Raw genomic sequence first — 13,448 nt, 5'->3', positions numbered from 1 at the left:
CACGGTCTTGGTGAATTGCTTCGGGAGGCCACCCGGCCCGGCCGACGCCAGGCCCTGTTGTTTCGCCAAACGCTACCGGCTCGACGGCGGCGTCCATCTCGGCGGAACGCCCCCTGTCGGGTTCCTTGTCTTTGGCTGTCATACCAGCCATCGTCCCGGTCGGCATGTTCACCGGCTCCTTCCCGCCGATCCAGTGGATCGGCGATCAAAGCCAGTTACACACTCTTCAAGACAGTACCAACAAGCGCAGGGACGCACCAGATGGGCGTGCATTCTGCGGTCGGCGGGTTCACGACGCGGCCACGGTGCGGCCACGGTGCGGCCACGACGCGGCTACGGCCCGTCCACGGGCCGTTTACGGTTCGACCACGGCGCGAACGCGGTTCAGCCGCGGCACGGTCAGCACTTCCGGGGTGCAGTTGGCACGTCCGGGACACGGAGCGTCTATGCGGCATGCGTTTCGGGCGGCGCCAGGGGAATCTCTCATGGTGCTTTTCGGGTCCGTGGAATCCATGATGATTGATGATGGCGTCTTGCGGTGGAGCCGTTCGATCCACAGGATACCGACGCAGTGGCCGGTTCTTATTGGTAGGCGTGTATCGGGCATTGGGTCATGTGCGGGTAATGATGTTGGCTGCGCCGAGGGAACCAGCGGCGGTTCGCCCAGCGCTTCTTGCCGATGTATGTAGTCGGCATGTAGTCGCGTCGGTTTTCGGGCGCACGGAATGGCTTGTGCCGGAACTGAACCCGGACGAGCTCATGCCGGTCGGATTTCCGGGCGCACGGAACGGCTCGTGTTTCAGAGCTTGCGCATGACCGTGACGACCTTACCCATGATCGTGGCGTGGGTGCCATCGATGGGGGAGTAGGACGGGTTGTGAGGAATGAGCCAGATGTGGCCGCCGTCGTCGCGGAAGGTCTTGACCGTCGCTTCGTCGTCGAGCAATGCAGCGACGATATCGCCGTTGACCGCGGTGTTCTGTTGACGTACCACGACGAAATCGCCATCGCAGATGGCCGCGTCAACCATGGAATCTCCGTGGACCTCCAACATGAAAAGATCGCCCGTTCCGGTGAGTCGTTCCGGCAGCCGCATGACGTCGTCGATGTGTTGCTCAGCCGTGATGGGTGCGCCGGCCGCGATGCGGCCGACCAGGGGGATGTCACGTGAACCAAGGATGGATTCGGACATCTCTGGGCCACCGGGAAACCGCAGGATGGTGGCACGTGCCCCCGTATCGGATTCAACACTGGACGGACCTGCCTGGGTGGCGCGTCCAGTGTCGATGCTTCTGGTCGTAGATCCCGTGAGAGTGGTCTGCGCAAGAGTCGTGCCCGGCGCGCGATCGTCCGAGCGGTCCTCGACGAGCTCGATTGCCCGGCCCTTGTTGGCGTTCATGCGGATGAAGCCTTTGTCTTCAAGTACCTGCAGTTGGTGTTTGACAGACGACGGACTCTTGAGACCGGCCTCTTTGCCGATTTCGCGGAACGACGGAGCGAATCCGTATGCGACGACGTAATCGCGGATGGCCGCGAGCACCTTGGTCTGTCGATCGCTCAGCGCCTCGGCCGCGGCGGGCTTGTCTGCTCGCTTCGGATGGAAGGGTATCGTGCTCACGACGGGCTCCTTTTTCTGGGGTTGCTCCCAGCATAACGTGGATGTCCGGTGAAATCAAACATCTGTTCGACTATCCCCTTGCTTCGGTCGAACAACTGTGCCATAATCAAACATATGTTCGATAGAACAGATGTTCGAAAGGTGGTGTGAGATGCAGGCTATGAATCAACGGGTAGACGCATCGGGGCGGCGGATGGTTATGAGTGGATCCGCGGCTCTTGTCGCATCATCGGTGTGCACGCTGGCAATGAATACGCGGGTAATCAATACGCCGGCAAGGATTGCTCGGGTTATGAACGCTGAGTCAATGAATACTCACTCGATGGGCACTGGATCGGTGAACGCTGAGTTGATGAACTTTGGATCGGTGAATGGTCGGGCACTGAATACTCGGGCCATGAATACACGGACAACCGGTACGCGGGCAACCAACGCGGGTATGCCGCTCGTTCGTGAGTCCGTCTCATCGCAGTCGCGGGGGAGGTCCGCTGGTTGGACAGGCAGGTTCATGCTGCGGCGTGTCGTCATGCTGCTGTGCGCAGGTGCACTGGTCTGGTCGGGTTGGAATGTTGCGATGCCGCATCGCGCCGAGTCGGCGACTGGTGCGATTCCCGTGGTGAACTACACGGTGCAGCCAGGCGATACGCTGTGGTCCTACGCGCGACAGGTCACGCCGAGGGGCGCCAGCGTCACCGACACCGTCGATGAACTCATGGAGCTCAACAATTTCGAGTCCGCGTCATTGCAGCCTGGTCAGACGATACTCGTTCCCGAGCGTGCCTAGGGGAGGTCTGCAGGAATGGTGTTATCCATGCCCTGCGGCTATTCTTGGGCTCATGCACTGCCCGTTTTGTCAGAACCCGGATACGAAAGTGGTCGATACTCGCCTTAACGAGGATGGACACTCCATTCGTCGGCGCCGTGAATGCCCCAAATGTGGTCGACGTTTCACCACATTGGAAACCACGATGTTGCTGGTGATGAAGCGGTCCGGGAATATCGAGCCCTTCAACCTAGACAAGGTTGTATCCGGCGTCCGTAAGGCATGCCAAGGCAGGCCGATCCGTGAGGAGGATCTCAAGCTCCTGGGGCAGAAGGTCGAAGAGGACTTGCGGTCCCAAGGCAAGGCGCAGGTCAAATCCGATGAGGTCGGTAAGGCCATTCTCAAGCCGTTGAGGGATCTCGATGAGGTCGCCTACCTACGATTCGCGAGCGTCTATAGGAATTTCTCGGGTCTCGGCGATTTCCAACAGGCCATTGATGAGTTGCGCCACGGCGAGGACAACAGTCAGGACAACAACCAAGGCGACAGCCGGGGCAACGGCACTTCCTCGGAGTAGATGATGAGGGACATTCTCCCTGCATAGGGCTTCTCCGGTACGGAGCGCATCTCCAACATACGGTCGTCTCCCGCGCGAAGGCAATCTTCCTCGTATATAGGGTTTCTCCGGCGTGGAACGTATCTCTCACCGGCGCGTATCTCCCGAATGGAGGGCGTTCTCCCGTATGGAACGCTTCCCCCATACGAGTCGCATTTTTCACATGGAACGCGCCTCTCACATGGAACGCGCCTCCCTCACCTATGACGGTGACTCCGATCTGAACGCCATTCGGCCGTTTCCTTGCCCCGGCAAGGGGTTGGGAAACGGGCCGAATGGGTCGGTGCGTTGTGTGCGCAGTCTACTTCTTTCGCGAAGCGGATCCCTGCAACGTACGTACGCGAATCGCGCCCTTGAAGGCGCACAGCTGCTGCATGCTCGTCTCATCGGGAACCTGGGCGACGTCGGTGACCACATAGCCCAATTCATCCTGCGTGGCCAGCGATTGCGCCGTCACGTTGATGTCTCGCGAACCCAGCATGTGGTTCAGACCGGCGAGGACGCCTGGCATGTTCGCGTGCAGATGGGCGATCCTGGCGGCCGACAGGCACGGACCCAACGTGATCTGGGGGAGATTCACCGACAGCATGGTGGATCCGCGGAACCAGTAGTCCTCGAGCCGCTGCGACACGAAGTGCCCGATTGATTCCTGCGCCTCCAAGGTGGACCCTCCGATATGGGGGGTGAGGATCACATTGTCCTCACGGGCCAGGGACGTGTCGAAATGATTGCCGCTCTTTTTGGGCTCGGTCGGGTAGACGTCGACCGCGGCCCCGGAGAGATGCCCCGAATCCAGATGACGCTGCAGGGCGTCGAGATCGGCGACGAAGCCGCGCGAGAGGTTGATGAAAATGGCGTGGTCTTTCATGGCCTCGAACTGATCCTCGCCGAAGAACCCCGTGTTCTCGGGCCTGCCGTCCACATGGATGGTCACCGCGTCCGAGATGGCGAGCATCTCCTTGAGGCTGCACATGCGATGGGCGTTGCCCAGAGCGAGCTTCTCCTCGATGTCGTAGAAGACCACCCGCATGCCCAAAGCCTCGGCCACCACGGAGAGCTGCGAGCCGATATTGCCGTAGCCGACGATGCCGAGCGTCTTGCCGCGCACTTCGTGCGATCCGGCGGCGGATTTGTCCCACACGCCATCACGCATATGCGCGGTGTGGGCGGGGATGCGGCGCATCAGCCCGATGACGTCGCTGATCACGAGCTCGACGACCGATCGGGTGTTGGAGTAGGGGGCGTTGAAGACCGCGATGCCGTGGTCGCCGGCGTATTCCAGATCGACCTGGTTCGTGCCGATGCAGAAGCAGCCGACGGCGACCAGATCCGGTCTGGCGTCGATCACCTTGCGGGTGACGGCCGTCTTCGATCGGATGCCAAGCAGGTCGACGCCGTCCAACGCGTCGATCAACTCGTCTTCAGAGAGGGCGCCGGGCAGCGTGCGCACATCGAAGCCGTGCTCACGCAATGACTGCGCCGCGAAGGGGTGGATGTTTTCGAGAAGTAATGCTGTAGGCATGTCCCCCATACTAAAACGAGAGCTCGTCTTCGTCCTCGTTGGTCCGCACAATGACGAGCCGCTGGGTGGGTCGGGTCATCGAGACGTAGAGATCCGAGGCCGCCACCAGACGCGAGGGCGCCTCCTGCGCGATGAGTCCCGGTTGCACAAGCAGCACGGCGTCGTATTCCAGTCCCTTCACGGATTCGGTGTCGCATACGTCGATCTGCCGGTCCCAGGGGCGTTGCCCATCCAACCTCGCGAATTCTCGAGGGTTGAGCTCCTCGCGCAACCGTCGACGCAGCGCCGCGCGCAGTGCGTCCCGGCATGTTGCGGGGGCGATCACCGCGATGCGGCCGGTGCCGTCGCTCGAGGCGTAGGCCGCAACCAGGGGCAGGGCGGCGTCGCAGACCGCGCCCTCCAGACGTGGCTGGTTCTCGACGCTGATGAGTTGCACCGAATCCGCGATCGTACGTACGGCGTGGAGCGTGGAGATGTACAGGCCTTCGCGGGTCGCGACACGCGACGCGAGGTCCGAGACCTCCTGGGGGTTGCGGTAGTTGATCGTCAGCTCGTTGAGGTCCCAGCCGTGCTCGCCGAAGAGTCTGTCCATCGTGGTTTCCCACCTTCGTGTGCCGCCGAGACTGGAGGTCTGGGCGACGTCGCCGACGATGGTGAAGGAGCGTGAGGGGCACCGGCGCAGCAGCATCCGCCAGTCCATGGCGGTCAGTTCCTGCGCCTCGTCGACCACGATGTGGCCGTAGGTCCATTCCCGGTCGGAGGCCGCCCGTTGGGCCGTCAGTTCACCGGAGTCGTCGCCCATCTCGTCCAGGAGCCTCTGCGAGCTCACGATGCCGCTGCCGATGCCCGCCTGCGACAGGGTGTCCTTGGCGAACTGCTCGTCCGCCACGCGTTTCGCGGCCTCCGCCGCACGTTGTGCGAGGGCCTTCGGATCGGGTCCCAGCAGCTCCATGGCCTCGTCGAGCAGGGGTATGTCGGATCGGGTCATGGGGGAGTGCGGCGCGCGGGTGAGCGACCGCACGTCATCATCGTCCAGCCAACTCGCGAACCGGCGCAGTTGCCGGGGCTTGCTGAACAGCTGGTCGATGAGCCATGGGCCGGTCATGGGCAACCAGGCGAGGTTGAGTGCCCGACGGATGTCGTCGTTCATGCGCAGCTGCAGGGTGACGTCGGAGAGCTCGGCCTGTTCGGGGGTGTAGTCGAGGTTCTCCACGTAGCGGTTGCGCATGGCGGTGAGCATGCTGCGCACGAAGGTGTTACGCGCCTTGTTGTGCGGTTGGCGCGTGCGCCTGGCGTCATCCAGCGCCTGGTCCACATCGGTGCGGAGCATGGGGACGGTGATCCCGTTGATGCGCGTCGATGGCAGAGTCGAAGGCATCCGCTCGCGCGAGGATACCGCGTTCGCGATGACCGAACGCATGCGATGATCACCCTTGAGCTGGGCGTTGCGGGGGAAGTCCATGGCGGTGGCATGCACCTGGGGGATGAGATCGGCGATGGTCCGGCTGACGACGCCGGTTTCACCCAATGAAGGCAGCACCTGATCGATGTAATGCAGGAACGCCGTGCTGGGGCCCACCACGAGAACCCCGGAATTCTGCAGCCGGCGTCGATGGGTATAGAGCAGGTACGCCGCCCGGTGCAGGGCGACGGCGGTTTTGCCGGTTCCCGGCCCTCCCTGCACGACGATGGCGCGGTCGAGCGGCGCGCGGATGATGCGGTCCTGCTCCGCCTGGATGGTGGCCACAATGTCGGTCATCTTGCCGGTTCGCCGCGAGCTCAGGGAGGCGAGCAGCGCTCCTTCGCCCGTCAGCGTGCCGGCGGCCGAGGCCTGGCCTACCTGCTGGGAATGCACGTCGAGCACCTCGTCTTCGATGCTCGTCACATCACGGAAGTTGAGGGTGATGTGACGTCGCATCACGATGTCGCCGTGGGTGGAGGCGGTCGCCTCGTAGAAGGGTCTGGCCGCCTCGGCGCGCCAGTCGGTGAGCATCGGTTCGTGACGGCGGTCGGACATGCCGATGCGGCCGATGTACCGGTGATTGCCCAGCTTGTCGTCGAGACGTCCGAAGACGAGCCGATCCTCGACCGCCCGCAGTTGCGTGAGCCGGTCTTCATACATGGTGGCGAACGAATCGCGTTCGGTGCGCTGGGTGGGGGAGCCGTGGGATCCGGCCGCGCGCACCGTGTCCAACCGGCGTTTCGTTTCGTCTCTCAGGTCGTCCAGCCGCGCATAGGCGCGGTCGACCGCCTGCTGTTCCTCATGAAGCTGGGAAGAGTAACTCGACATGCTGTGGTGGTCCCTTCGTGAAAACTCAGGCCATCAAATATACCGCTACGGCTCTACGTTTCGGGCGAGCACGGACGGCCTGTGGCGCGTGACGTCGCGGACCCGCGTCACGTGTGCGCGGCCTTCGTCGAGCGCCTCCGTTACCTGCTCAGTACGGGATGGCAGGTTCGGATCGGGAGGTCGGTGGGGACACGGACCGATTTTTTGTGACCAAGTGGGGGATTATGGTGAATCGTGGGGTAGAGTGGGGAAACAGTGGCGTGACGTGACCCGATGGTGAAGGAGGTGGACCAGATGTCGCAGCAATCAGCGAATCAGCGGCCCACCTCGTCCTCCCCGCAAGCGCAGGGGGCCATGGATGCGTTGGCCGGGTCGGCGATGCCGGCGTTCCTGCTCGGCACGTACACCCCCAAGATCGATGCGAAGGGCCGTATGGCTTTGCCCGCCAAATTCCGCGCTCAGCTCGGCGCGGGCATGGTGATGGCGCGAGGCCAGGAGCGTTGCGTCTACCTGTTGCCTCAGGAGGAGTTCCGGCGCATAGCGATGCAGATCCAACGCACGTCCATGGGCAACAAGGCGGCCAGGGACTATCTGCGGGTGTTCCTGTCCGGGGCGGTCGATCAGGAGCCCGACAGGCAGGGCAGGGTATTGGTCCCGCAGATGCTGCGTGAATATGCGCGCCTTGACTCCGACATCGTGGTCATCGGCGTGGGCACCAGAGCCGAGATCTGGAACCGGGAGGCATGGCAGGCCTATCTCGAGGAGAAGGAACAGGGTTATTCCGATATCGCGGACGATGTACTGCCGGAGGTGGAATTCTGATGAACGACCTGAACGCCATACACCAGCCCGTGCTGCTCGAGGAATGCGTCGGGCTCATCGCCCCGGCGCTGCGTAATCCGGGCAGCGTCGTCGTCGACTGCACCTTGGGTCTGGCGGGGCATGCCTGTGCCGTGCTCGCCGCGGCTCCGCAGGCCCACCTCATCGGCATCGATCGTGACGCCGAGGCGTTGGCACTCGCCACTGAGCGCATCCGTGACGCGGGCTTCGCGGACCGGTTCACCCCCGTGCACGCGGCCTTCGACCAGTTCGGCGATGTGCTCGCCGAGCGCGGGATCGCCCACGTTCAGGCGTCATTCATGGATCTGGGGCTCTCCAGCCTGCAGATAGACGAGACGGATCGCGGGTTCTCCTACGCCCACGACTCCCCGCTCGATATGCGCATGGACACCGGGCAATCGCTGACGGCTCGTGCGGTCCTCGCCTCCTATGACGTCGAACGACTGACGTGGATATTCAGAACCTACGGTGAGGAACGGTTCGCCAGGCCGATCGCACGGGCCATCGTACGTAGTCGCGAGGAGGAGCCGCTCGTCAGTTCAGGGCAGCTCGATCGGCTCGTCGACGGCGTCGTGCCACGCGCGCATCGCGCGCCGGGCAATCCTGCCAAGCGCGTCTTCCAGGCGCTGCGCATCGAGGTGAATGGGGAGTTGGATAAACTCGCCGGCACGCTGCCGCAGATCGCACTCCATCTCGCGGTCGGGGGCCGGCTGGTGGTGGAGTCCTACCACTCGCTCGAGGACAAGACGGTGAAATCCTTCATGAACCAGGGTCTCCACGCCGATGTGCCGGTGGGGTTGCCGGTGATTCCCGACGAGGACCAGCCCTTCTTCGAGCCGCTGACCCGCGGCGCCATCAAGGCGGATCCGCGTGAGTTGGCGATCAATCCGCGCGCCGCCTCCGTCCGATTGCGGGCCGTGGCGCTGAGCCGGCCGATACCCCCGCGCTTCATCAAGCGGTTCACCCAGGCCGCGCAGGCTGACGACACGTATCGTGCCGGGATCGGGAGATGAGACATGGCGACGTCAAGTAGAACCATCCGCTCCAATGCGGCACCGGCCGGGCGAACCCACGAGGCGGGTGCACCCCCGGCACGCCCCGATCTGCATGTAGTCACCGGCAACCGCAACCATAGCAGCCCCGTGACCCGTGGCGTGGAGCGGCTGTTCACCTGGACCCGCACACGCAAGGCCCCCATGCTCAATGTCGTGATCGCGATGGTCTTCCTGGCCGTGTGCCTGGTCGGATCGCTGACCCTGCGCACGCAAATGGTGCAGCAGGCGTTCGAGCAGACGCAGGTGCAGGGGCACATCGCGACCTTGACCCAGGACGTCGAGGACGATCAGGCGAAGCTCGACGAATTGCAGGCCTCACTGCCCCGTAAGGCGCAGGACATGGGGATGGTGCCCCAACAGGGGTCGATCGCCATCGATCTGAACGGATACGTCGCCGCCAATCAGAAGGAGCGTCGATGAGACCACGTACGTCACGACCCGCCACCATCCGCGGTTTCGCCTCGAAATGCCTGTCCATCGGGATCATCCTGGCGCTCGTCGCGGTGCTGTGCATCGGGCAATTGATCTCCATACAGCTGCTCAACGGCAAGTCGACCGCCGAGGCGGCCACGGCCAGCCGTACCTTGCCGGTCAAGATCAGCGCCAAGCGCGGCGACATCCTCGACGCCAACGGCACGGTGCTCGCCCAGAGCGTGGAGCGCTACAGCATCATCGGCGACCCCGAGGCCTCGCAGGGCTTCAGGCCCACGACGTGCAGCGCCGCGACCCGTGGCAACTGCCATGAGATCGACGGCAAGCCAGTGGGCACGACTGGGGCCGCCGCCGTGGCGCGGCTCCTTGCACCCGTCCTCGGCATGGATGCCATGGAACTGGGCGCCAAACTCAGCGTCCCCGGCCGCTACGCCGTGCTCAAGAAGGATGTGACCCCCGAGGTCAAGCGTCGTATCGACGCCCTGAATCTCGGCGGATACGTGTACGCGGAGCTCAGCAGCGACCGCCTGTATTCGAACGGCACCACCATCGGTTCGTTGCTCGGTGGGGTCGACGCCAACGGCATGGGCGTGGCCGGCCTGGAGCAGATGCAGAACAAGGTGCTCACCGGCACCGACGGCTACAAGGTGTATCAGCAGGGCGGCGGCGGCGAGGAGATCCCCGGCACGGTGACCGAATCCAAACCCGCCGTGGACGGCGGCAATGTGCAGTTGACCATCGACGGCGACGTGGATTGGTATGTCAAGAAGGTCCTTGCCGAGGGCAAGCAGCAGTATCAGGCCGATTGGGCCTTGGCGGTGGTCCAGGACGTCCAGAGCGGCCAGATCCTCGCCATGGACGACACCGATGAGATACAGGCCGGCAGCGGTGACGCGAAGATGAACGTCGCGCGTGTGGTCAAGGAGACCTTCGAACCCGGTTCCATCGGCAAGGCCTTCTCCGTGGCCGGGATGCTGCAGAGCGGCGGGCATCAGCTCACCGACCGCTTCACCGTCCCGGATCATATCGACAAGAACGGGCAGGTCTTCCACGACGCCACCACCCACGGTGACGAGCACTGGACCCTGGCGGGCATCCTGCAGGAATCATCGAACGTCGGCATGGTCATGGCCGGTGCGGGGTATGATAGCCAGGAGCGCCACGAGTTCCTTTCCAAATTCGGCATCGGCCAGAACAGCGGTCTCGGGCTGCCCGGCGAATCCACCGGCTCGCTCAGCGACTACCAGAATTGGGATGGCCGCACCAAGGACACGGTTCTCTTCGGGCAGGGATATTCCGTCAACGCGCTGCAGTTGAGCAATGCGGTCGCGACGATCGGGAACAAGGGCGTACGCCAGCAGCAGTCGATCATCAAATCGATCACGGATGCGGACGGGCATCGCTCTGAACCGGCCAAGCCGGCGCCCACCCGCGTGCTCGACGAGCAGGTCGCCGCGCAGACGTTGAACGCCATGGAATCCTCCGCGGATCATTACAGCAGGTTCGCCGGCGTCGACGGCTACCGGATCGCGGCCAAGAGCGGCACCGCCGAGGTTCCCGGAGCCGATGGCAAGCTCTCCTCGATCATCAGCGATTGGTCCGGCATCATTCCGGCCGACAATCCCCGGTTCGTCATCACCGTGGTCATGAAGGACCCGAGCGTGGGCGGCTTCGGCGGACTGACGGCGGGTCCGGTGTTCAAGCGCATCGGTGAATTCCTTATGCAGAAGTACCAGATTCCCACCTCCGCGCCCCGCACGGATGCTATTGCGGTGCAGTGGTGAATGTGGTTCGGAAAGGCGGGCGACGATGAGTGCAGTAGGTGAATCCGTGGGCAGGCGGATGACCTTGGGATATCTGACCAGCCATTACGGCTACGACCTCCAGCCCTCCTTCGCGTCGAACGTCACCATCACGGCGGTGGCGGACGATATGGCGTCGGTGCGCCCCGGATGCCTGTATGCCCCCGCGGGTTCGGTGGATGTGCGTCGGCTCGAGGAGGCCCGTTCGCGCGGCGCCTATGCCGCGCTCATTCCGCATGCCATGCGCGCGGTGGTCAAGGACATCGAGTTTCCGCTGGTGTTCGCCGAACCCACGCCGAGTCAGCTCGGCGCCCTGGCGGGCGACATCGCCGGCCATCCCTCGACCTCGTTGGCCGTGTTCGCGGTCTGTGGCGCCGATGGCGATGAGGTGCAGGCCACCGTCGTGCGGCTGGCCGATTTCCTTCATATGCTCGGCAATCCGGTCGGCGTGGTGAGCGCGGCCGGTTCGACCTCCTTGGAGCGTGCCCTCGACGTCCGGCATCCGCTCGGCATCCTCGACGTCCAGCACATCCTGTCGGTATGCGCCGAGGACGGTGCCGCCGCGATCGTCCTGGCGGTCGATGACCAGACGCTGCGTCCCGACGCGCTGCAGGGGGTCGGCATCGACGTCCTGGGCGTGAGCGATACCGGCGATGAGACAACCGTCGCCTCGCGGGTCGAGTCGTACACCCGGCGCTATGGCTTCACGATGGATAAGCAGGCGACGCCGGTGACCAGGAACGAGGAGTCCGACGTCTTCGCGCAGCAATCACAGATCGTGAACGAGGAGGACGGTGTCCGCCGCCTGTCCCTATCGGTTGCGATGGTGTTGGCCGCGGGTGTACGTCGCAATACCATCAAGAGCGCGCTGCGCGTCTCTCGGGAATTGGATTGACGGTCGTGCGATGCCGTCACGTGCACGATGACGGTAGAGGACAGTGGACATTGAAGTGGAGGAGACGGGAACGATGAACCAGGACGAAACCATGCTGACCATGGGAATCGACGAGATGGCGCAGGCTGTTTCCGGACATGTCTTCGGCGCAACGGAACACGGGGTCCGGGCCACGTCGGTGACCACCGACTCGCGGCAGGTGCGTCCCGGATCCGTGTTCGTCGCCATCGCCGGCGAGCGTGTGGACGGGCATGACTTCGTGGCCAAAGCCGCCACCGAAGGCGCGGTCGCCGCCGTGGTCGAGCACGTGGTGCCGGACACGGCCATCGCACAGATCGTCGTCGACAACAGCGTGCAGGCCCTGGGAGCGTTGGCACGGCACAACATCGACCGTCGCCGCGACCTCGGCACGCCGTTTTCCATCATCGGCATCACCGGTTCGGTCGGCAAGACGACCACCAAGGATCTGCTGCATGCGCTGCTGGCCGACATCGGCGCCACGGTCGCGCCCGTCGGGTCCTTCAACAACGACATCGGCCTGCCGCTCACGGCCTTGCAGGTCAACGCTTCGACGCGCTTCCTCATCGCGGAGATGGGGGCGAATCACGTCGGCGAGATCGCGAACCTCACCACCATCGCGCCGCCCGACGTCTCCGTCGTACTCAAGGTCGGCACGGCGCATCTGGGCGAATTCGGTTCCGTGGAGCGCATCGCCCAGGCCAAGAGCGAGATCGTCCGTGGACTGTTGCCGCATGGCCTCGCCGTGCTCAATGCGGACGACGCCCACGTGAGTGCGATGGCATCCCTGGCCCCCGGCGCGATCCGCTGGTTCGGTGAAGGCGAGCTGCCCGCCGACGCGCACGGACTGACCTCCCGCGACATCGCGGCCGATGACCAGGATCATCCCACCTTCGAGATCGTGGACCGCGAGGACGACGACCGGGCCCGCGTGCATCTGGCCATCGCCGGGCGGCATAACGTCTACAACGCGTTGGCCGCGGGGAGCGTGGCCCGGCATTTCGGCATGTCGCTGTCGCGCATCGCCGACATCCTGCGCGATGTGACCATCATCAGCCCGCATCGCATGGCCGTGTCGACCGTGCGTGGCGACGGCTTCGGATTCACCATGATCGATGATTCGTTCAACGCCAACCCCGATTCCATGAAGGCTGGCCTCGACGGTCTGGCGGCCTGGCGCGGCGATGGGGAATCGGAGCATTACCGTATCGCCGTACTCGGCGCGATGCTCGAGCTGGGCGACGACGAGGATCGTCTCCACCGCGAGATGGGCGCCTACGCCGTGCGCTCCGGCGCCGACGCGGTGATCGCCGTGGGCGCCGACCACGACACCCATCTGGACGGCCTGGCGGCGGCGTTGTCGCAGGGCGCCCGGGAGGCCCGCGACGGCAGCGGTGCAGATGTCTCGATAGACTTGGTGCATGATGTGGATGCCGCCGAGCGTGTGATCGGCGAATATGCAGGGGCCCATCATCATGCGGTCGTGCTGATCAAAGGCTCGCATGCCTCGGGGCTGGGCGCGTTGGTGCGGCGCTGGCCTTCCGCCGGCGCACCGTCGAAGGCCTGAGTTCGTGAACGGATACAGAAGAGAATTGGA

At 64.1% G+C, this 13,448-nt stretch carries 11 protein-coding genes; 8 read left to right on the top strand and 3 right to left on the bottom strand.

The genetic code is table 11. The features are described 5' to 3' along the window. Positions 1-799: 799 nt before the first annotated feature. A complete protein-coding gene (gene lexA, locus BMON_RS04870; RefSeq protein ID WP_033511239.1) occupies positions 800-1,618 on the bottom strand; it encodes a transcriptional repressor LexA in 819 nt (272 codons plus the stop codon). 508 nt (positions 1,619-2,126) lie between these two features. Here lexA and BMON_RS04865 point away from each other — a divergent pair. Together BMON_RS04865 and nrdR are read left to right on the top strand one after the other, a co-directional pair. Beyond that, a complete protein-coding gene (locus BMON_RS04865) occupies positions 2,127-2,402 on the top strand; it encodes a LysM peptidoglycan-binding domain-containing protein (protein WP_237745331.1) in 276 nt (91 codons plus the stop codon). 52 nt (positions 2,403-2,454) lie between these two features. Next, entirely contained in the window at positions 2,455-2,958 is a 504-nt protein-coding gene (gene nrdR, locus BMON_RS04860) for a transcriptional regulator NrdR (protein ID WP_081882892.1), read from the top strand. A 340-nt stretch (positions 2,959-3,298) separates the two neighbouring features. Here the strand turns inward: nrdR and serA are convergent, their stop codons facing one another. After that, a complete protein-coding gene (gene serA / locus BMON_RS04855; RefSeq protein WP_033511414.1) occupies positions 3,299-4,519 on the bottom strand; it encodes a phosphoglycerate dehydrogenase in 1,221 nt (406 codons plus the stop codon). Between the two features lie 10 nt (positions 4,520-4,529). Beyond that, on the bottom strand, positions 4,530-6,809 hold the full coding sequence (locus BMON_RS04850; RefSeq protein ID WP_033511237.1) for a HelD family protein: 2,280 nt from the start codon (positions 6,807-6,809) through the stop codon (positions 4,530-4,532). A 354-nt stretch (positions 6,810-7,163) separates the two neighbouring features. Between BMON_RS04850 and mraZ the strand changes: the two genes are divergently transcribed. The 6 genes from mraZ (at position 7,164) to BMON_RS04820 (ending at position 13,418) form a co-directional block, all read left to right on the top strand. Next, positions 7,164-7,631, top strand: coding sequence for a division/cell wall cluster transcriptional repressor MraZ (gene mraZ / locus BMON_RS04845; RefSeq protein ID WP_051917906.1), 468 nt, complete (start codon positions 7,164-7,166; stop codon positions 7,629-7,631). Further along, complete coding sequence (gene rsmH / locus BMON_RS04840) at positions 7,631-8,662, top strand: 16S rRNA (cytosine(1402)-N(4))-methyltransferase RsmH (protein ID WP_033511235.1); 1,032 nt, start codon at positions 7,631-7,633, stop codon at positions 8,660-8,662. The genes mraZ and rsmH overlap by 1 nt, the downstream gene beginning before the upstream one ends. Before the next feature lie 3 nt (positions 8,663-8,665). Continuing rightward, positions 8,666-9,124, top strand: a complete 459-nt coding sequence (ftsL, locus tag BMON_RS04835) for a cell division protein FtsL (protein ID WP_033511233.1) — start codon at positions 8,666-8,668, stop codon at positions 9,122-9,124. Beyond that, a complete protein-coding gene (locus tag BMON_RS04830) occupies positions 9,121-10,920 on the top strand; it encodes a peptidoglycan D,D-transpeptidase FtsI family protein (RefSeq protein WP_033511231.1) in 1,800 nt (599 codons plus the stop codon). Before ftsL ends, BMON_RS04830 begins: the two co-directional genes overlap by 4 nt. A gap of 25 nt (positions 10,921-10,945) precedes the next feature. Beyond that, complete coding sequence (locus tag BMON_RS04825; RefSeq protein ID WP_033511229.1) at positions 10,946-11,833, top strand: hypothetical protein; 888 nt, start codon at positions 10,946-10,948, stop codon at positions 11,831-11,833. 91 nt (positions 11,834-11,924) lie between these two features. Further along, on the top strand, positions 11,925-13,418 hold the full coding sequence (locus tag BMON_RS04820; protein WP_033511410.1) for a UDP-N-acetylmuramoyl-tripeptide--D-alanyl-D-alanine ligase: 1,494 nt from the start codon (positions 11,925-11,927) through the stop codon (positions 13,416-13,418). Positions 13,419-13,448: the final 30 nt, after the last annotated feature.

Origin of the sequence: Bifidobacterium mongoliense DSM 21395 (genome assembly GCF_000741285.1) — a bacterium.
GTDB classification, from domain to species: Bacteria; Actinomycetota; Actinomycetes; order Actinomycetales; family Bifidobacteriaceae; genus Bifidobacterium; species Bifidobacterium mongoliense.
This window is presented reverse-complemented; position numbering and strand designations above follow the sequence as displayed.